At 64.8% G+C, this 18,873-nt stretch carries 17 protein-coding genes, 1 tRNA gene and 1 pseudogene; 12 read left to right on the top strand and 7 right to left on the bottom strand.

Annotated elements, in window-relative coordinates; genetic code table 11:
- Positions 1-9 precede the first annotated feature (9 nt).
- The 9 genes from XI04_RS24165 to XI04_RS24125 all read left to right on the top strand — a co-directional run bounded on the left by XI04_RS24165 (position 10) and on the right by XI04_RS24125 (position 10,015).
- Positions 10-669: an OB-fold-containig protein gene (locus tag XI04_RS24165; RefSeq protein ID WP_028144699.1), complete on the top strand. Its 660-nt coding sequence runs from the start codon at positions 10-12 to the stop codon at positions 667-669.
- 22 nt (positions 670-691) lie between these two features.
- A complete protein-coding gene (locus XI04_RS24160) occupies positions 692-2,386 on the top strand; it encodes a flotillin family protein (RefSeq protein ID WP_028144698.1) in 1,695 nt (564 codons plus the stop codon).
- 206 nt (positions 2,387-2,592) lie between these two features.
- The gene (locus XI04_RS24155) at positions 2,593-2,961 is read left to right on the top strand and encodes a hypothetical protein (protein ID WP_028144697.1); all 369 of its coding nucleotides are present in this window, start codon (positions 2,593-2,595) and stop codon (positions 2,959-2,961) included.
- A 136-nt stretch (positions 2,962-3,097) separates the two neighbouring features.
- A tRNA-Asn gene (locus tag XI04_RS24150) sits at positions 3,098-3,172 on the top strand.
- Positions 3,173-3,386: 214 nt separating this feature from the next.
- Positions 3,387-3,560 (top strand): hypothetical protein, encoded by a 174-nt coding sequence (locus XI04_RS24145; protein WP_018320416.1) that lies wholly within the window; start codon positions 3,387-3,389, stop codon positions 3,558-3,560.
- A gap of 137 nt (positions 3,561-3,697) precedes the next feature.
- A complete protein-coding gene (locus XI04_RS24140) occupies positions 3,698-4,351 on the top strand; it encodes a protein-L-isoaspartate O-methyltransferase family protein (RefSeq protein WP_038946736.1) in 654 nt (217 codons plus the stop codon).
- A gap of 204 nt (positions 4,352-4,555) precedes the next feature.
- Positions 4,556-5,941, top strand: a complete 1,386-nt coding sequence (locus XI04_RS24135) for a TolC family outer membrane protein (RefSeq protein WP_028144695.1) — start codon at positions 4,556-4,558, stop codon at positions 5,939-5,941.
- A 303-nt stretch (positions 5,942-6,244) separates the two neighbouring features.
- Entirely contained in the window at positions 6,245-7,012 is a 768-nt protein-coding gene (locus XI04_RS24130) for a PopZ family protein (RefSeq protein WP_038946737.1), read from the top strand.
- Positions 7,013-7,138: 126 nt separating this feature from the next.
- Positions 7,139-10,015 (top strand): valine--tRNA ligase, encoded by a 2,877-nt coding sequence (locus XI04_RS24125; RefSeq protein ID WP_271609172.1) that lies wholly within the window; start codon positions 7,139-7,141, stop codon positions 10,013-10,015.
- Between the two features lie 5 nt (positions 10,016-10,020).
- Here XI04_RS24125 and XI04_RS24120 read toward each other — a convergent pair whose 3' ends face one another.
- The gene (locus tag XI04_RS24120; RefSeq protein WP_028144692.1) at positions 10,021-10,623 is read right to left on the bottom strand and encodes a DNA-3-methyladenine glycosylase; all 603 of its coding nucleotides are present in this window, start codon (positions 10,621-10,623) and stop codon (positions 10,021-10,023) included.
- Between the two features lie 130 nt (positions 10,624-10,753).
- On the opposite strand from XI04_RS24120, the gene lipA reads away from it, so the two are divergent.
- Both lipA and XI04_RS24110 read left to right on the top strand, forming a co-directional pair.
- On the top strand, positions 10,754-11,710 hold the full coding sequence (lipA, locus tag XI04_RS24115) for a lipoyl synthase (RefSeq protein ID WP_271609173.1): 957 nt from the start codon (positions 10,754-10,756) through the stop codon (positions 11,708-11,710).
- A 6-nt stretch (positions 11,711-11,716) separates the two neighbouring features.
- A complete protein-coding gene (locus XI04_RS24110) occupies positions 11,717-12,187 on the top strand; it encodes a type II toxin-antitoxin system RatA family toxin (protein WP_212253850.1) in 471 nt (156 codons plus the stop codon).
- A 149-nt stretch (positions 12,188-12,336) separates the two neighbouring features.
- On the opposite strand, the gene XI04_RS24105 is transcribed toward XI04_RS24110, so the two are convergent.
- From XI04_RS24105 to XI04_RS24080, 6 genes and pseudogenes are all read right to left on the bottom strand, one after another.
- Positions 12,337-13,152: a c-type cytochrome gene (locus tag XI04_RS24105; protein WP_271609174.1), complete on the bottom strand. Its 816-nt coding sequence runs from the start codon at positions 13,150-13,152 to the stop codon at positions 12,337-12,339.
- The gene (locus XI04_RS24100) at positions 13,152-14,774 is read right to left on the bottom strand and encodes a b(o/a)3-type cytochrome-c oxidase subunit 1 (protein ID WP_271609175.1); all 1,623 of its coding nucleotides are present in this window, start codon (positions 14,772-14,774) and stop codon (positions 13,152-13,154) included. The genes XI04_RS24105 and XI04_RS24100 overlap by 1 nt, the downstream gene beginning before the upstream one ends.
- Positions 14,761-15,327, bottom strand: a complete 567-nt coding sequence (locus tag XI04_RS24095; RefSeq protein WP_212429217.1) for a cytochrome C oxidase subunit II — start codon at positions 15,325-15,327, stop codon at positions 14,761-14,763. The genes XI04_RS24100 and XI04_RS24095 overlap by 14 nt, the downstream gene beginning before the upstream one ends.
- Positions 15,324-15,500, bottom strand: coding sequence for a hypothetical protein (locus XI04_RS24090; protein WP_018320427.1), 177 nt, complete (start codon positions 15,498-15,500; stop codon positions 15,324-15,326). Before XI04_RS24090 ends, XI04_RS24095 begins: the two co-directional genes overlap by 4 nt.
- 7 nt (positions 15,501-15,507) lie before the next feature.
- Positions 15,508-16,775 (bottom strand): annotated as a pseudogene (locus XI04_RS24085) (cytochrome c).
- Positions 16,776-16,783: 8 nt separating this feature from the next.
- Positions 16,784-17,491: a c-type cytochrome gene (locus tag XI04_RS24080; protein ID WP_038970296.1), complete on the bottom strand. Its 708-nt coding sequence runs from the start codon at positions 17,489-17,491 to the stop codon at positions 16,784-16,786.
- 1,192 nt (positions 17,492-18,683) lie between these two features.
- On the opposite strand from XI04_RS24080, the gene XI04_RS24075 reads away from it, so the two are divergent.
- The coding region (locus tag XI04_RS24075) for a hypothetical protein (protein ID WP_271623787.1) at positions 18,684-18,873 on the top strand (190 nt) is incomplete at its 3' end.

Below are 18,873 nucleotides of genomic sequence, written 5' to 3'. Positions count from 1 at the left end.
TACCGTGTCATGAGCGCTCTGCTCGAACACGTCATGTCGCCGGAGGTCAGGCCGTTCGCGATCGCGGCGGCCATGATCCTCATCGTCGGCTCGATCGAAGTGGTCTCGATGCTGGTCGGGGCTTCCTTGAGCGAAATGCTCGGCACCAACATCGATTTCGCTCACCCCAGCGACAATGGCGTGATCAACGCCATTTCCTGGATCAATGTCGGCGGCGTGCCGCTTCTGATCTTCCTGCTGCTGCTGCTCGGCGCCTTCTCCATCACCGGCTTCCTGATCCAGGACATCGCGCGAATGGTTGCGGGGCCCTTGCCGGCAACGCTCGCCTCGGTCGGGGCCGTCGCGGTCTCGGTTCCGCTGGTCCGCGCTGCCAGCAGGGCGATCGCGCGGGCCATTCCCAGGGATGAAAGCTATGCCGTTGGCCTCGGGGATCTCGTCGGCCGCATCGGTGAGGTCGTCATCGGCCCGCTCGACCAGGGGCCGCCCGGGCGCGTCAGCGTCGCCGACGTCCACGGCAACCGCCATTTCGTCTGGGCGGTTGCGGCGCCGGCGTCATCGCCCCTGCCACAGGGAACCATGGTCCTGCTGGTCGACCGCGACGGCACCCGCTTCGTGGCGGTCAAGGCCGACGATGAACTCAAACCTTCCAAGCCCACTCTAAACAGCTAGCAAGTCATCATCGGAGAACATCATGTTCGACATCGCAGTCCCGGCCATGATCGGCGTCGCGCTGATCGTCGTCCTGGGGATCGTCTTCACCATCCTCTACAAGCGCGCCACCCGCGACGAGGCTTTCGTGCGCACCGGCCTCGGCGGCAAGAAGGTCGTGCTGGACGGCGGCGCCATGATCCTGCCGATCTTCCACTCCTATGCCAGCGTCAATCTGAAGACACTGCGGCTCACGGTGGAACGCAAGGAGCGGGAATCCCTCATCACCAAGGACCGGCTGCGCGTCGACATCGTCGCCGAATTCTACGTGCGCGTCCGTCCCGACGATGAGAGTATCGCGCTTGCAAGCCAGACGCTGGGCGCGCTGACCAATGACGCCGAGGCCCTGCGCAACCAGGTCGAGGCGAAATTCGTCGACGGCCTGCGCTCGGTGGCGGCGACCATGTCCATTTTGGAGCTGCAGGAAAAGCGCAGCGATTTCGTCAAGCACGTGCAGGCCACGGTCGAGTCCGACGTCAAGTCGAACGGCCTCGAGCTCGAATCGGTGTCATTGACAAAACTCGACCAGACCGACGTCAAGTTCTTCAACCCGGAAAACTTCTTCGACGCCGAAGGTCTCACCCAGCTCAAGACCGTCACCGAGACGCGCCGGCGCGACCGCAACGCCATCGTGCGCGACAACGAGGTGGCGATCGCCCAGAAGGACCTCGAGGCGCGGCAGCAGACCCTCGGCATCGAGCGGACCAAGAAGGAGGCCGAGCTGTCGCAGGAGCGCGACATCGCCAACAAGACCGCGAGCACCCGCGCCGAGGTCGCAACCGCGACGCAGACCGCGCGCCTGACCGAGGAGAATGCCCGCATCGATACCGACCGTGCCGTTGCCGAGAAGGAAGCCGGCGCCAAGCAGGTCAAGGAAACCGCGGTGATCGAATCGGATCTGGCGATCAACAAGCGCAAGACCGACGCCCAGCGCGAGATCCAGATCGCGACCCAGGAGAACGAGATCCAGATCGCCTCCAAGAGCAAGCAGACCTCTGAAGCCGTCGCCGAGGCCAAGACCGCCGAAGCGATCGCGGTCTCCGCGGAGGAAAAAGTCGTGACCGCACGCGCGGTCGAGGTCGCCGATCGCGCCCGTCTCACCCAGGTGCTGGCCGCGCGGACCGAGGCCGAGCGCAAATCGACGGAGCTGATCGTCGCGGCCGAAGCCGAGAAGAAGGCCTCGCTCGATCGCGCCGAGGCCGTGAAGACGCTGGCCACGGCCGAAGCCGAGTCCAACAAGATCAAGGCCGTCGGCGTGCGCAACATCGGTGAGGCGGAAGCTGCCGTCATCACCATGAAGAACGAGGCGCAGAACAAGCTCGGCAGCAACGTCATCGACTTCGAGATCGCCAAGAAGCGGATCGAGACGATGCCGTCGGCGCTGGCCGAGATGGTCAAGCCGATCGCCAACCTCAAGGACGTCCGTATCCTGCACACCGGCGGCGCCTTCGGCGGCAACGGCGCCGGTGGAGGCAATGTCGGCTTCGGCGAGGGACTCGCCGGCGAACTCCTCAAGGTGCATGCGCTGCGTCCGATGATCGACGAGATCCTGCGCCAGAGCGGCTTTGCGCCCGACGACGATCCCGTGAAGGCGCTGGTCGGCGCCGTGACGGGGAAGAGCAACGGCGCCGCCGTGCCGGCTCCGGCACCGGAGAAGACGAACACCGCCGATCTATGAATGCCCGTTCATTGCTGCGGAGAATTCGAATCGATAAACAGGCTGAGCGCGTCTCGCGTCGCGCAACGTGCCGGAGTGACGATCGATCGTCTTGAACCTTTCGATCGCACTCCGGACGAACCTTCCAAGGCAACGACATTGGTTGCCGCGGCGCCTGCGCCGATCGACGCCAGGCGCTGAAGCCTGTTTCGATCGGGGAATTTCATATGAAATATTTTCTGTCTGGACTGATCGCGATCGGCCTTTCGATCGCCGCCATGCCCTCGTTCGCGGCCGATGCCCGCAACGTCACCGTCGTCAACGAGACCGGCTATGCCATCAAATTCCTGGGCTTCAACGCGCCGGACGATGGCCTGGACGAATGGGACAATGAACTCGAGAAGGTTTTGCAGAACCAGGCCAGCACCTATGTCGAGTTCGACGAGGACGACGAGGGCTGCGTCTGGAACATCCGCGTCGACTGGCAGAACTACGACGAAGCCGTGCTCTGGAAAAACGTCAACCTCTGCAAGATGACCGCGCTTCGGCTGCGCTACGATCCCGGCACCAAGACCACCTCGTTCCTCGCCGAGTAGCGTTTGGCCGACACGGCCCGGAGGAGGGGGCGTCCCAGCCTTCCTCCGGCGCATTGCGGATGATGACGAATTCGTCCTTTGCAAGCGCAAGCGGCTTTGTTATACGCAGCCGCGCGCGAACGACTGGTTCGCCTTTTCCTCGGTAGCTCAGCGGTAGAGCATCCGACTGTTAATCGGATGGTCGCTGGTTCGAATCCAGCCCGGGGAGCCAAATTCTGCCGCAGATTCAATGATTTATGGCCGCGCCCTCATGTAGCGCGCGACGTCGTTGTCTTGCTCTCTGAGCCGCGCATCCATAGATTCTTGCCCGGAATCATCCTCAAGCAGATGTGTGCACGGGCGCCGTCACGCCATGCGGGTGGCGCCAAATCGACTCAATTGAAATCGAGCCTCGGGTTTGCCGGATCTCAACGGAGCTGATTCCCATGCCAGACATCCAGGTCGACCATATGGCCCCCTCGATTCTGCCGGCCGACATTCCCGAGCTCAGCGACGACGAATGCCTCGCCTGTCTGGCGCGTGCGGTCGAGACGCCCGATTCGGCGCGGCTGGACGAAGTCGCCGCTCTCATCGGCCGCCTCGCGGTGGCCATCGAATAATCCGTCCCGACCCTGATGCGGTAACATGCGGATGCCCTAGCTGCGCAGGCTAACGGCCGTGTTGCGTTTTGGCCGTGCATGCTCCAAAGATGCCGCGAATTTCGTCCGCGGCATCGTCCGCCTTGCAGGGTCCGCAAATGTCCGGTTTCTCGACCGCGCGCCTCAAAATGGTCGATGGCCAGGTGCGCACCAATGACGTCACCGATCGTCGTGTTCTCGATGCCATGCTCACGGTTCCACGCGAGGCCTTCGTGCCGGCCGACCGGCAGGCGCTGGCCTATCTCGATCTCGATCTCGACGTGAGCGAAGGCGCTGCCAAGCGGTTCCTGATCAAGCCGCAGCTGACCGGCAAGCTGCTCCAGGCCGCCGAGATCGGCGAGGGCGACAACGTGCTGGTGGTCGGTTGCGCCACGGGTTACCTCGCCGCGCTGACCGCCAAGCTGGCCGGCCAGGTCACCGCCACCGAATGCGATTCGGCTTTGGCCGCGAAAGCCAAGGCCGCCCTGAACCTTGCCAACGTCACCTGCAAGGCTGCGGCCTGCGCCGACGGCGATCCGTCCGCCGCTCCCTATGACGTGATCATCCTCAATGGCGCGACTGAGGTGACCCCGGAAGCGCTGCTCGGGCAGCTGAAGGAGGGCGGGCGTCTGGTGGGGGTGTCGGCCGAATCCAGGCCGCCGCGCGCCATAATCGTGACCCATACCCATGGTGAATTCGGCCATCGGGCCCTGTTCGACGCTGCCGCTCCGGTCCTTCCCGGGCTGGAGCGGGCGGCCGCCTTCGTCTTCTGACGCCCAAAACGCGATAAAATCCCGTTCTGAATCAGAAGTGTGGCCGGGATGCTGCACGTGAAGAGTTTCCACCGAGAACTACCCTCAGGTAGTTCCGTCGCGCTTGACCGCGTCTTATGTTGCGGCGGGGCAACGACTCCACTCGTAGACGGTAACCCAGCTCGCGGGCACGAGCCGGGCGTTAGAATGAACGGAATTTTTGGGATGCATGGGGTGAAGCTCTTCACCGGAGCTGCGGTTTCGGTCCTGCTGCTCGCGCTTGCCGGGCCGACGCCTGCCTTGGCGGACACGATCGAGTCCGCGCTGGTGCGCGCCTATCAGAACAATCCACAGCTCAACGCACAGCGCGCCCAGGTGCGCTCGACCGATGAAAACGTGCCGCAGGCGCTGTCGGGATATCGCCCGAAGGTCTCGCTGACGGCGAGCGGGGGCATTCAGTACTCGGACTTCAAAAGTGCCACCAACAGCGATCCGATTAACGGTAAGGGCTATCCCCGAAGCGTGGGACTGACTGCCACCCAGACGCTCTACAACGGCAACCAGACCGCCAACAGAACGCGCGCCGCGGAGAGTCAGGTTTCCGGCTCCCGCGAAGCGTTGCGCAGCCTCGATCAAACCGTGCTGCTCCAGGCCGCCACGACCTACATGGACTATCTGCGCGACGCGGCGACGCTCGAAGTCCAGCGCAGCAACGTGCGCGTGCTCGAGCAGACGCTCAAGCAGACCCGTGATCGCTTCAATGTCGGCGAGGTGACGCGCACCGACGTTGCGCAATCGGAAGCACAGCTGGCGGCTGGCAGGACGCAGGCCCTGACCGCGGAAGCAAATCTCACCACGACGCGCGCGAACTTCCGTCGCATCATCGGCAACGAGCCGACGAATCTGGCACCCGGCTCGCCGGTGGATCGCTTCCTGCCTGCGACGCTCGCTGCCGCGGTCGAGCTCGGCCTCGTCGAGCATCCGAACGTCACGGCCGCGATGTTCGGCATTGACGTCAATTTCTTGCAGGTCAAGGTTGCCGAGGGCGCTCTGCTGCCCACGGTCACCCTGCAGGCGGGCGTGACCCAGGCCTACGAACAATCTTTGATTCAGTACCGCTCGCTCAGCGCTTCCGCGCTCGCGCAGATCTCGGTGCCGATCTATCAGGGTGGTTCCGAATATTCGCTGATCCGCCAGTCCAAGGAAAACCTGGCGCAGCAACGTCTCAACCTCGAAAACACGCGGGATCAGACCCGCGCGACCGTCGTGCAGTGGTGGGGTTCGCTGCAGGCCGGCAAGGCGCAGGTGCAATCGGCGCAAGCGCAGGTGACGGCGTCCGAGATCGCGCTGAACGGCGTGCGTGAAGAGGCAAAGGCCGGTCAGCGCACCACGCTCGACGTGCTCAACGCGCAGCAAGCGCTGGTCAATGCGCGCGTCGCGCTCGTGACCGCGCAGCACGACCGTGTCGTCGCATCGTACAACGTCCTCGCCGCCGTCGGCCGTCTGGCGCCGCAGGTCCTCGGCCTTGGGACGACGGTTTATGATCCCAGCGTTCACTACCATCAGGTCCGCGATAGCTGGGCCGGCGTGCGTACGCCTGACGGGCGCTGATTCCCGTACTCGTCCGGTCGGCTTCGTGAATTGCCGAGGCCGACCGGCGCTTTGCTTGCAATCACCAAAATCCCTGACATAGCCTTTCCAAGACGATGCGGGTCGATTCGCCTCGCAGTGATGCCGTATGCGTAAAGCTTGAGTGCCGGGGGCAGGGGCGCACCGCTGCACGTTGAGCCGTGATCTGGGGACAAGTCGGGCTGCCGCGACGAAAATGTCGGGCCACCCATCCGGAACCGGCCAATCCTGTCGTGCTTGGTGTAAAACAACGCATGCGAGGGCGTTGATGATGTGGAGTCGGAGATGACGCAGCCTGCAAAGGTCACAGAACCCTCGATGGAGGAGATTCTGGCCTCGATCCGGCGCATCATTGCCGACGATGAGGCCAAGCCGCCGCCGGCTGAGGCTGCAAAGCCGGCGCCAGCTCCTGCTGCGCCCGCACCCAAGCCGCAGGCGATGAACGACATTCCGCCCTCCAAGGTTGCCCCTGCCAAGCCTGCCGCTGAAAAACCCGCGCCACCCCCTGCCGCAAAGCCAGCACCGGCCCCACCGCCTGCACCTGCGGCGGATGCATCCAATAACCAGGACGATATCGACGCGCTGCTGGCGGGGCTCGATGCGGCAACACCTGCGCCGGAGGTCCGCGAGCCTGAGCCGGAGCCCGAGCCTGAGCCCGACGTGCTCGAATTGACCGACGAGATGGCGATGGACCCGACGCCGCCTCCGCCGCCGCCGAGCTTCCGCAAGGTCGAGCCGCGCGACGACCTCGAATTCGCCGAATCGCCGCCGCCGCGTCCGACCCCGCCGCCGTCCTACGCGCCGGTGGACTTCGATGCCCCGCCGCTGCCGCCGCAGCAGCCCATGCTCGCGCAGTCGACGGTCTCGGCGGTCGAATCCGCCTTCAACTCCCTGGCCCATACGGTGCTCAGCAGCAATGCACGGACGCTGGAGGATCTGGTCAAGGAGATGCTGCGTCCGATGCTGAAATCCTGGCTCGACGACAATTTGCCGGGGCTCGTTGAACGCATCGTGAAGGCCGAAATCGAGCGGGTCTCGCGCGGTGGCCGCTGAGACGGTCGTGCGGCCCCGATAAAGCCCTGCTCCTGTGGCATATTCGGTCTGCGGACCGGGCTGGAAAGCCTTTGCCGCTGAGCTTCCCGTTGACTTGACCCGCACACGCGGCTTTCTAACAGCCCCATGATCGAGAAAAATTACCAGCCCGCCGATATCGAAGCCCGCATGTCCGTGGTGTGGGAGGACAGCCTTGCCTTCAAGGCCGGCCGCCCCGACCGCCGCGACGCCGTGCCCTTTACCATCGTGATCCCGCCGCCGAACGTGACGGGCTCGCTGCACATGGGCCACGCCCTCAACAACACGCTGCAGGACATCCTGTGCCGGTTCGAGCGCATGCGCGGCCGCGACGTGCTGTGGCAGCCCGGCACGGACCATGCCGGCATCGCCACCCAGATGGTGGTCGAGCGGCAGCTGATGGAGCGCCAGCAGCCCGGCCGCCGCGAGATGGGCCGCGAGAAGTTTCTCGAGCGCGTCTGGCAGTGGAAGGCCGAGAGCGGCGACACCATCATCAACCAGCTCAAGCGGCTCGGCGCCTCCTGCGACTGGTCGCGCGAACGCTTCACCATGGACGAGGGCCTGTCGAAGGCCGTCATCAAGGTGTTCGTCGAGCTGCACCGCGACGGCCTGATCTACAAGGACAAGCGGCTGGTGAACTGGGACACCAAGCTGCTGACCGCGATCTCCGATCTCGAAGTGCAGCAGACCGAGGTGAAGGGCCATCTCTGGTATCTGCGCTATCCGATCGAGGGCAAGACATTCAGCCCTGAGGATCCCTCGAGCTTCATCGTCGTCGCCACCACGCGCCCCGAGACCATGCTCGGCGATACCGGCGTTGCCGTGCATCCCGAGGACGAGCGCTACCTGAAGCTGGTCGGCAAGAACGTGATCCTGCCGCTGGTGGGCCGCAAGATCCAGATCGTCGCCGACGATTATTCCGATCCCGAGAAGGGCTCGGGTGCGGTCAAGGTGACGCCGGCGCACGACTTCAACGACTTCGAGGTCGGCAATCGCCACGGCCTGCGCCGGATCAGCGTGATCGACAGGGAAGGCTGTCTCGATCTCGTCGACAACGAGGATTATCTGCGCGACCTGCCGGAAGGCGCCGGACAATTCGCCGAGGAATTCCACAAGGTCGACCGCTTCGCCGCGCGCAAGCGCATCGTCGAGCGGCTGGAATCGTTCGGCTTCGTCGAGCGGATCGAGCCGCACACCCACATGGTCCCGCACGGCGATCGCTCCAACAGCGTGATCGAGCCGTATTTGACTGACCAGTGGTACGTCGACGCCAAGACGCTGGCAAAGCCCGCGATCGCGGCGGTGCGTTCGGGCGAGACGTCGTTCGTGCCGAAAAACTGGGAAAAGACCTATTTCGAGTGGATGGAGAACATCCAGCCCTGGTGCATCTCGCGCCAGCTCTGGTGGGGTCACCAGATCCCGGCCTGGTACGGACCTGACGGCAAGGTGTTCGTCGCCGAGACCGAGGAGGAGGCCGTCAGCCACGCGCTCGGCTACTACGTCGAGCAGGAAGTCATCACGGCCGAGCAGGGCCGCGAGATGGCGCTCGACCGCAACAAGCGCGAGGGCTTCATCACGCGCGACGAGGACGTGCTCGACACCTGGTTCTCCTCGGCGCTGTGGCCGTTCTCGACGCTCGGCTGGCCCGAGGATGCGCCCGAGGTGCAGCGCTATTACCCGACCAATGCGCTGGTGACCGGCTTCGACATCATCTTCTTCTGGGTCGCCCGCATGATGATGATGGGCCTGCACTTCATGAAGGAGGTGCCGTTCTCGACCATCTACATCCACGCCCTCGTCCGCGACGAGAAGGGCGCCAAGATGTCGAAGTCGAAGGGCAACGTCATCGATCCGCTCAACCTGATCGACGAATACGGCGCCGACGCGCTGCGCTTCACGCTGGCCGCGATGGCGGCGCAGGGCCGCGACATCAAGCTCGCGACCAGCCGCGTCGAAGGCTACCGCAATTTCGCGACCAAGCTCTGGAATGCTTCGCGGTTCGCCGAGATGAACCATTGCGCCGTGCCCGAGGGTTTCGAGCCGGCGAAGGCCAAGGAGACGCTGAACCGCTGGATCGCGCATGAGAGCGCGCACACCACGCGTGAGGTGACCGAGGCGATCGAGGCCTATCGCTTCAACGATGCCGCCGGCGCGATCTATCGCTTCGTCTGGAACGTCTATTGCGACTGGTATGTCGAGCTCGCCAAGCCCGTGCTGCTGGGCCCCGACAGCCCCGCCAAGGACGAGACCCGCGCCATGGTCGCCTGGGCGCGCGACGAGATCCTGAAGCTGCTGCACCCCTTCATGCCTTTCATCACAGAAGAGCTGTGGGAGGTGACGGCCAAGCGCGACGGTCTGCTCGCATTGGCGCAATGGCCGCTGAAGCCGGCTGAGCCGACCCCGGAGCAGCTCGCAATCCTCGCTGCAGCGGCCGGACCGACCGAACCGCTGATGTCGCCGATGCTGGTCATGCCGATCTTCGACCACGCCGACTTCACCGATCCCAAGGCGGAAGCCGAGATCGGCTGGGTGATCGACCTGATTACGCAGATCCGTTCGGTGCGTGCCGAGATGAACATTCCGCCGGCGACGCTGACGGCGCTGGTGCTCGTCGGCGCTTCCGCCGAAACCAGGGAGCGCGCGCCGCGCTGGACCGACGTCATCAAGCGCATGGCGCGGCTGTCGGACATCTCCTTCGCCGATCGCGCGCCCGACGGAGCGGTTCAGCTGCTCGTCCGCGGCGAGGTGGCCGCGCTGCCGCTCAAGGGCGTGATCGACGTCGCTGCCGAGCGCATGCGTCTCGACAAGGAGATCGGCAAGGCCGACGCCGATATCAAGCGCGCCGAGTCCAAGCTCGCGAACGAAAAATTCGTCGCCAACGCGGCCGAGGAGGTCGTCGAGGAGGAGCGCGAAAAGCGCGAGGCCGCGCTGGCGCGCAAGGCCAAGCTGCTCGAGGCGCTGGAGCGGCTGAAGCAGGCGTCCTGAGAACGCTATTTCGGGAACGGCTTGCTCAAAAACTTCGAGCCCCTGACGCCATAGCGCCAGGGCAGCTCGACGGCCTTGGTGATGCCGATCCGGATGCCGGCAACCACCTCCAACTCCTCGGTCCTCGCATGCAGCGCGATCGGAGGCCGGTCCAGCGGCAGCGTGTTGTGCGCGATGGTGATGCCGAGCGCCTCGGTCAGCTTGCCCGGACCCGAGCACAGCGCGTGCGCATCCTGGAGGTGACGCCGGCGGCGCATGACGGCGATCCCGTGCGTCGGCTCCAGCGCGCGGATCAGCACGGCGCTGGCCGAGCCTTCCTCCTCGCAGACGAAGTTCACGCACCAGTGGATGCCGTAGGAGCGATAGACATAGGCATAGCCGGGCGGGCCGAACATCACCTGGTTCCGCGGCGTCGGCCCGTTGTAGGAGTGCGCCGCCGGCTCGGTATGATGATAGGCCTCGACCTCGACAATGAGGCCGCCGACGCCGTCGACCAGCATGGTGGCACCGATCAGGTCCCGGGCGACCTCGCGGACGTCGCGGTTGAAAAAGGCCCGCTTCAGAACCTTGCCGAGCCGCGGTGTGGAAGTCTTCGATACTGGAGCCATTCGAGGTGAGAATCGCCTGAGAACAGAGCAAGATATTGCCCATATCTGCCATGTTCCCTGAAGCGGCGCGAGCCGGGTTGCGATGCGTGGCGAGACCGACTAGGTAGGACCTGAACAGACCGGACACCCCATGGTCGTTATTGTCGATACCATCACGAACCCGCTGCGCCCGCGCCACCCCGAAAAGGTGAATCGCCCTGACTCCGCTTCGCCGCCGAAGCCGGACTGGATCCGCGTGCGCGCGCCCAATACCCGCGGCTACGGCGAGACCCGCAACATCGTGCGCGCCAACGGCCTGCACACGGTGTGCGAGGAAGCGGGCTGCCCGAACATCGGCGAGTGCTGGGACAAAAAGCACGCCACCTTCATGATCATGGGTGACACCTGCACCCGCGCCTGCGCCTTCTGCAACGTCAAGACCGGCCTGCCCAGTGCGCTGGATGCAGCCGAGCCTGAGAACGTCGCCGAGGCGACCGCCAAGCTCGGCCTTGCCCATGTCGTCATCACCTCCGTGGACCGCGACGATCTCGCTGACGGCGGCGCCGAGCATTTTGCCCAGACCATCCGCGCGATCCGGGCGGCGTGCCCCTCGACCACGATCGAGATCCTGACGCCGGACTTCCTGCGCAAGGAGGGGGCGCTCGAGGTGGTCGTTGCCGCCAAGCCCGACGTCTTCAACCACAATCTCGAGACCGTGCCGTCGCGCTATCTCACGGTGCGGCCGGGCGCGCGCTATTTCCATTCGATCCGGCTGTTGCAGCGGGTCAAGGAGCTCGATCCCACCATCTTCACCAAGTCCGGCATCATGGTCGGCCTCGGCGAGGAGCGCCACGAGGTGCAGCAGGTGATGGACGATCTGCGCTCCGCCGAGGTCGATTTCCTGACCATCGGCCAGTACCTGCAGCCGACCCGCAAGCACCACGCCGTGATGCGCTACGTGCCGCCGGACGAGTTCGCCTCTTACGAGAAGGTCGCCTACACCAAGGGCTTCCTGATGGTGTCGGCGAGCCCGCTCACCCGCTCGTCGCATCATGCCGGCGAGGATTTTGCGAGACTGAAGGCCGCGCGGGCCGCAACTGCCCGCTGAACCGCCATGCCCAAATTTTCGAGCAAGCGCCGTGTCAATCACAGCGCCTCCGAGATGTTCGATCTGGTCGCCGACGTCGAGCGCTACCCGGAATTCGTGCCGCTCTGCAGCGCGCTGAAGGTGCGCCAGCGCATGGCCAAGCCTGATGGCACCGAGGTGCTGGTCGCCGACATGACGGTGTCGTTCAAGCTGGTCAAGGAATCCTTCACCAGTCGCGTGACGCTCGATCGCGCCAATCAGAAGATCCTGGTCGAATATCTCCAAGGTCCTTTCAGCAACCTGGAAAACCGTTGGACGTTCGAGCCCAAAGGTGAGGGCGTCTGCGACGTCGGTTTCTTCCTGTCCTACGAATTCAAGAGCCGCATGCTGGCGCTGCTGATGGGCTCTATGTTCGACGCCGCCTTCGCGCGGTTTTCGAGCGCGTTCGAAAAGCGCGCGGATGCGATCTACGGCCGGCCGAAGCTGGCATCGTCGTAGGTAACTCTCGTGTCCCGGACGCGCTGCAACGCCCTCAGCGTTGCTGCGCAGAGCCGGGATCCACGCCGCCCGAACGCCTCGGAAAGATGGGCCCCGGCTCTGCAGCGCACCGCTGAAGCAGCGCCGCGTCCGGGGCACGAGAGCCATCCTCAATCCACCGCCTTCACCACATCCGGCGGCTGCGAGGCGTAGTACGCCGCGGCCTGCTCGATCTCGTGCGGCGTCATTGCGCGGGCGATGTTGCGCATCTGCTGGCTGATGTCGTTGCGCCGTTCACCTGAGGCGAAGGCGTGAAGCTGCGCCTTCATGTAGGCCTCGGACTGCCCCTCCAGCCACGGGCTGCCGGTCTTGTTGTCGAGGCTGCCATGGCAGGAGCCGCAGGGCGCGATCCCGCGCATCGGCGCGCCGTAGATGACGATGTTGGGTTTCGGCAGTTGCGGCGTCGGATGATAGGCTGGAAGCCGCGGCAGATAGGCGTAATAGTTGGAGAGATCGGCGATCTCCTGGTCGGTCAGGTTGACCGCAAACGGCGACATCACGGCATTGGTGCGCGCACCGGAGCGGAAATCGTGCAGCTCCTTGTAGATCACGGCCGCATACTGGCCGGCGAGATTGGGCGAGTCCGCGCGGCTGACGCCGGTGGGGCCATGACAGATCGCGCAGCGCTGCGCCAGCGTCGCGCCGCGGCCGATCGCCTCCTGGCTCGGACGTGACAACGTGTTCGAGGTCAGCACGACCTCGGACAGGCGTTTTGCCTGCTCGGGCGCCGTGACGCTGGCTGCACGCTGCGGTACGCCGGCGGCGCTGCAGATCGCATCCCAGACGCCGGCGAACTGAACCCAGGGCTGTGCGAACGGCAGCACAATGAAGCCGGCAATCGCGGTGACGACGAGGATCGCGGCGGTGATGCCGACGCCAGTCCTGAAATGGCTGTTGCGGAGAGTAAAGAGGTCGCGCGTGCTCATCACTGCGCTCCCACATAGACGGCCGGCACCGAGGTGCCCGAACTCAGCGCCAGATTCAGGATCGGATAGCCGTAATTGGTGAGGGTGAGGCCGATCATCAGTGCCACCCATAGCGCGTGGGTGTTGAGTGCGACCGGCACCGTCTTTGGTTCATGCACGGCGAGTGCGAAGCGATAAGGCCCGGCGTCGATTTGAGGCGCGCGCATGCCACGCGCCAGGATGACGATGAACATGATGCCCGAGGCCAGCAGGATGAAGCCGCCGATGGCCGACAGGGTGACGGAGAATGCCTGCGGTGCGATCGCGGGATCGCCGAAGTCGAAATAGGCCATGCGGCGCGGCATCCCCAGAATGCCGACCCAGTGCCACGGGAACGTCGTCACGATCATGCCGATGAACCACAGCCAGAGCTGGGTGCGGATCAGGCGGATATCGATCAACTCCCGGCCCGTCAGATGCGGCCACAGATCATAGGCGATCGCGAAATACATGATCACGATGGCGCCGCCGAAGATCAGGTGGAAATGCCCGGTGATCCACTGCGTGTTGTGGATCGAGGCATCGAGCTGATAGCTCATGTTGATGAGGCCGCCGGCGCCGCCGAAGCCGAGCATGACGAAGGAGAACGCCAGCGCCAGCATCATCGGGTTGTCCCAGGGCAGGGCCCCGATCCAGCCGAACATGCCGCGGCCGCCGCGCAGGCGCGCCGCGATCTCGACCGAGGCGCAGATCGTGAACACGGTCAGCAGCGTCGGCAGCGCGACCAGCGCCGTGAAGGCGGAATGGATGAACTTGAAGCCGGCGCCTACTTGCGGATCGGCAAAGGTGTGGTGCATGCCGATCGGCATCGCCACCACCAGGAACAGGATGAAGGAGATCCGCGCCATCGAGTCGGAATAGACGCGACCGCCGATCGCGCGCGGCACGATGGTGTAATAGGCGATGTAGGTCGGCATCAGCCAGAAATAGACGATGGCGTGCAGTGTCCATGAGAAGAAGATGCGCGCCAGGCCGGCATCGATGGTGGCCTTGAGGCCTGCCGCAACCGGAATGATCTGGAGCAGCAGCTCGAGCGCGGCGCCGACCGCGGTCCAAGCCCACAAATACGAGCCCGCGACATTGGCGAACATGGCGAGCGGCACCGGCGCGCCGGGATTGGCCTTGCGCCAGACGCGCAAGTTAATCGACATCAGCGCGACCCAGATCCACGAGCCGACCACCACCAGGACGACGCCGAGATAGTAGAAGACATTGCCGATCAGCGGCGGATAGAAGGTGTAGAGCACCGAGGCACGGCCGAGCGCGATCGGGATCACCGCCATGATGCTGCCGGCGACGATCAACCAGAATCCTGCCCAGGCCCAGCGCACGCCGACCAGGCGCTGCTGCAGCGCGGACTCGCTGATGGCGTAGCCGAATGCCATCGCCACCAGGGTCGGGAAGACGTAGCCCATCACCGTGCCGTGGGCGGTCAGCGAGCGGTAATAGAGCTCGGGGTTGGAGAGCCAGGTGCCGATCGGGCTGCGGACGAACATCTGCCAGGCGCCGAGCGTGAGCGCGATGCCGAATACGGCGAAGGCCAGCCAGAAATGGGCGAGGATGAGCTTCCTATTGACCAACACAGCTCAGCCTCCCGCCACCCTTCGCGCGATCGGCGAATTCGGCCTTGTCGATCACCTTGACCTTGCCCCACATGCCCTCGTGGCCAAAGCTGCAAAACTCCTGGCAGGGCATCAGATAGTCGCCGGTTTTCGCGAAGCGCATCAGCTGCTCCGAGATGTAGCCCGGCACCAGCATGGTGTTGACGTTGGTGCCCTGAATGAGGATGCCGTGGACGACATCGGCGCTGGTGGCCCGCAGCGTGATCGGCGTATCCGCGGGCACCACGATGCAGGCAGGCGTGAAGGAATATTGCTGGCCGATTGCACGCACCGTGACGTTGCCGTTGGCCTCCAGCACGCTGCCGAGATTGCTCTCGACGAATTCGCCGGACAGATGAAGGCGCGAGGGATCGGTGATCTCGACGCGCGGCTGCGGCATGGTCGCGCGATGGATGCCGGCGAAAGCAGCCAGCAGCGCCATCATCACGATGATGATCACGGCGATGGTCGCCCAGCGCCGCTCGACGCGGGCCGCGACCTCTGCGCTGTCGTGATGAGTATCCTCTGCGCTCATTGCAGCGATCCGCGGGGCAGGAAGACGAACAGATAGAAGGCGAGCCACATCGCGACCACGCAGGCGGTGGCGATGCCGGCGAGCACGATCGCGCCGGACGGGCCTTGCGCGACGACCTCCTCGACGGCCTGGTCGGCGCTAGCAGGGCTGGTCGGCGGATCGGAGTTGATCATGTGATTCTCAATTCAGCGGTGCGGAGCGCAGCTCGTTGGCCTCGCGCGCCGAGACCGGCGTGCCGCGATTGCCCCAGGCGGTGCGGATGTAGGAGACGACGGCGGCGATCTCGTTGTCGGACAGGAGGCCAGCGAAAGGCGGCATGCCGTAGGGCATCGGGTTGCCCCTGGTGCCCGGTGGATAGCCGCCATTGAGCACCATGCGGATCGGATTGACCGCCGACTGCATCTCGATCGACTGGTTGTTGGCGAGCGGCGGCCAGTGCGGCGGCTTGCCTTCGCCCTGCGTGCCATGACAGCTCGCGCACTGCTTGTCGTAGACGGTCTTGCCGAGGCTGATCAGCAGGCTGCTCTCGGTGGTCGGCAGCGTCGAGCTTGCCGGCGGCGGAGGCGAGGGCTCCGCGATGCCCTTGAGGTACACCGCCATCGCCTTGGTGTCCTCGTCGTTGAGATATTGCAGGCTGTTGTGCACGACCTCGGCCATCGGACCGTAGACCACGCCGCGCATGGAGACGCCGGTCTGCAGCAGGTCGGTGATGTCCTTGATGCTCCAGTCGCCGAGGCCGGCCTCGCGGTTTGAGGTGAGCGAGGGCGCGTACCAGTTCTGCATCGGGATCAGGCCGCCCTTGAAGGCATCCGATTGCGAGGTGCCGCCGAGCGCGTTGATCGGCGAATGGCACATGCCGCAATGGCCGAGGCCTTCGACCAGATAGGCGCCGCGATTCCATTCCGCTGATTTCTTCGGATCGGGCTTGAGTCGCCTTCGCTGAAGAACAGCGTGCGCCAGCCGAGGATGAGCTGGCGGTTGTCGTAGGGAAAGCGCAGCTCATGCGGCTTGTTCTTCTGATTCACCGGCGCGATCGAGCGCAAATACGCGAAGATCGCATCGCTGTCGGCGCGCGTGACCTTGGTGTAGGACGCGAACGGCATGGCCGGATAGATCAACCCGCCGTCCGGGAAACGGCCGCTGTGCATGGTCTTGTAGAAGTCGTCGGCGCTCCACTTGCCGATCCCGGTATCCGGGTCCGGCGTGATGTTGGAGGTGTAGAGTGTACCGAACGGCGTCGGCATGGCGCGGCCGCCGGCGAACAGGCGGCCCTCCGGCGCGGTATGACAGGCCGTGCAATCGCCGGCACGGGCGAGATATTCGCCGCGGGCGATGATGTCGCTGCTCTTGTCTTGAGCCTTGTCTTGCGCCTGCGCGGCCGTGGTGAGCGCGGCGAGGGCCAGGAGCTTGATCGATATGAGTGCGGTCGACAGTTTCGAGCCCATCATCCGCCTCGTCAGTTGGGCTGGCTGCCGCAGCCGAAAGGCAGCGCGTAGCTGCCTTTCGGCACGGGAGCCGGGTTCGTGGGCGCCGGTCGTGTCGCGAGCCAGGCCGCGACCGCGGTGACGTCGGCCTCGGTCAGATGGCCTGCGACTTGCTGCATGCAGTCTGGCGATTTCGCCGTGCGAGTGCCATAGCGCCAGGCGCCGAGCTGGGCGCTGATGTAATTGGCGCGCAGGCCGAGCAGGCCGGGGATGCCGGGTTGCATGCCTGCGAGTCCCGGGCCATGGCAGCTTACGCAGGCCGGAATATTGCGGCTGGCATCGCCGCTGGTGGCGAGCAGTTCGCCCTGTGCCAGCACGTCCTTGCTGACCTCGCTCGGCGCCGGCTGCGGCAGCGGCGGATGTTCGCCGGCAAAATATTCCGCCATCGCCTCCAGATACGGATCAGGCAGAAACTCCAGCAGATAGTTCATGGGCGGATATTTGCGGCGGCCGCTGCGGAAGGCGAGCAGTTGATTATAGAGATAGCCGGCGGGCTTGCCGGCAAGCCGCGGGAAATAGACGTCGCTGGTGCCTTCGCCCTTGTTGCCGTGACAGGGCGTGCAGGCCTCGACCCGCGCCGCCATCGTATCCGGCGGCTGGTTGGCCGTTTGTGCGGCCGCACCGTCAATGGTGGCCAAGGTGATGGTCACGGCGACCGAGGCCGCGGCGCGAGCGAACAATTTCGTCGCCCTCCAAAATGCTGGTCCGGTTGATTCCGGATCACAACGTAGAGCGGCATTATTGCGCCAATATTTTCTCGCGCAAGATCGGAGACGCGTGATGACGTTTGGTCGCGCCGTCTGCATTCGCGATTCCGATCGAATTGGACGAACTTGCGTGCTTTTTTTTGAAAACTGAGCATAACGCTGCGGTCTCGCGACAGTTCCTGCCCGAGTCCTGCATTGGTCATGTCGCCCTCAGATGTCAGAGGGCGCAGGGAAGGCCGGGTGCCGGCTGGCACCCGCGGTCCACTGCGCGAATCCTGCGTGACAAGAAGCTGCACAGCGGCATACAGGTGTAGCCAGGACAACCTGGCCTTCCCTGCGCAGTGGTTTGACGGCTTATGCCGAGCTCTCCCCGGGGAGCGATGCACTATTGCCCCCGTCGCCTCACGAATAGCTGACGCGCGCACCCGGTCGGGCAAGACGCATCACCGCAAGACTTGACGCACAGACCCCGGGCGTCAGGACGACACGGTTTTGCCGTACGCATGTCACACCGGTCGTGTGCGCAACAGGCCTGTCGCTCACGGTTGCCCGCCCTGCAATGCCTCTCGCGCCGATGTGACTAGCGTCCACCGCAGCTCACCCCACGTTTCGTGACGATCGCGATACGCCCCTCTGACCGGGGTGAGGTGGCGGGACAATGCGACAAAGCCGAAATTCTGTAAAGGCGAATATTTTCGCCTGCGCGCCTTGCCCTACCGCTAGCGTGTTTTGCCCGTCGGGCAACGCAACCGCTTGTAGGTGCGCGGGGTGGGTTGGGAGAAGGCGTAATCCACCATGTCTGCCGAGCAGGCATGAGAAGAGGTGGATGACGCTTCGCTAATTCCCCTACGACGTGTTTCGTGCCGTGTTCCGCTTCGATCCGCACCGCGATCATGTCGCGGCATCGCGAGTTCTCAACGTGCTGTTCGTGCCGAAGCTGGAACGAAACTAATTCCAAGCAGCGCGCTGTTTGTCCCAGCGCAACCAGATTCCCGGTGCGCGCGGCGAGCTTCGCGCGAGATCGCGACGGCGTTCAGCGTCGCCCGCGGGAAAAAGTGGGGCTGGAGTGGGAAGTAGGATCATGAGTCCGTCGTTGGGGCGAGGGCGTTCGTGGCGCACAGGCAGAACGCAAGGCACGGTGCTGCTGTCCTGGACAGCGTCTGCCTTGCTGCTGCCGGCCCTTGCCGGAGAGGCTTGCCTGGCGCAATCGGCGGCGCCGGGCGCGGCGGTCCAGCTCGATCCTGTCGTGGTGGAGGCGCCGAAGAGCGCGGCGAAGCCCGCGGCGGTATCTCGCGAGCGGGTCGCGGCGCGGCGCCGGGCCGCCGAGCCGCAACCGCGCGGCGGTGCCAACCTCG

This window comes from Bradyrhizobium sp. CCBAU 11430 (assembly GCF_028128855.1).
GTDB lineage: Bacteria > Pseudomonadota > Alphaproteobacteria > Rhizobiales > Xanthobacteraceae > Bradyrhizobium > Bradyrhizobium ottawaense.
This window is presented reverse-complemented; position numbering and strand designations above follow the sequence as displayed.

Excerpts from the sequence above, each read along its gene's own strand:
- XI04_RS24110 (WP_212253850.1), top strand. The coding sequence starts at position 11,717 with ATGCCCAAATTTTCGAGCAAGCGCCGTGTCAATCACAGCGCCTCCGAG.
- XI04_RS24165 (WP_028144699.1), top strand. The coding sequence starts at position 10 with ATGAGCGCTCTGCTCGAACACGTCATGTCGCCGGAGGTCAGGCCGTTC.
- XI04_RS24130 (WP_038946737.1), top strand. The coding sequence starts at position 6,245 with ATGACGCAGCCTGCAAAGGTCACAGAACCCTCGATGGAGGAGATTCTG.
- XI04_RS24155 (WP_028144697.1), top strand. The coding sequence starts at position 2,593 with ATGAAATATTTTCTGTCTGGACTGATCGCGATCGGCCTTTCGATCGCC.
- XI04_RS24140 (WP_038946736.1), top strand. The coding sequence starts at position 3,698 with ATGTCCGGTTTCTCGACCGCGCGCCTCAAAATGGTCGATGGCCAGGTG.
- lipA (WP_271609173.1), top strand. The coding sequence starts at position 10,754 with ATGGTCGTTATTGTCGATACCATCACGAACCCGCTGCGCCCGCGCCAC.
- XI04_RS24135 (WP_028144695.1), top strand. The coding sequence starts at position 4,556 with ATGCATGGGGTGAAGCTCTTCACCGGAGCTGCGGTTTCGGTCCTGCTG.
- XI04_RS24160 (WP_028144698.1), top strand. The coding sequence starts at position 692 with ATGTTCGACATCGCAGTCCCGGCCATGATCGGCGTCGCGCTGATCGTC.
- XI04_RS24120 (WP_028144692.1), bottom strand. The coding sequence starts at position 10,623 with ATGGCTCCAGTATCGAAGACTTCCACACCGCGGCTCGGCAAGGTTCTG.
- XI04_RS24105 (WP_271609174.1), bottom strand. The coding sequence starts at position 13,152 with ATGAGCACGCGCGACCTCTTTACTCTCCGCAACAGCCATTTCAGGACT.
- XI04_RS24145 (WP_018320416.1), top strand. The coding sequence starts at position 3,387 with ATGCCAGACATCCAGGTCGACCATATGGCCCCCTCGATTCTGCCGGCC.
- XI04_RS24095 (WP_212429217.1), bottom strand. The coding sequence starts at position 15,327 with ATGAGCGCAGAGGATACTCATCACGACAGCGCAGAGGTCGCGGCCCGC.
- XI04_RS24125 (WP_271609172.1), top strand. The coding sequence starts at position 7,139 with ATGATCGAGAAAAATTACCAGCCCGCCGATATCGAAGCCCGCATGTCC.
- XI04_RS24090 (WP_018320427.1), bottom strand. The coding sequence starts at position 15,500 with ATGATCAACTCCGATCCGCCGACCAGCCCTGCTAGCGCCGACCAGGCC.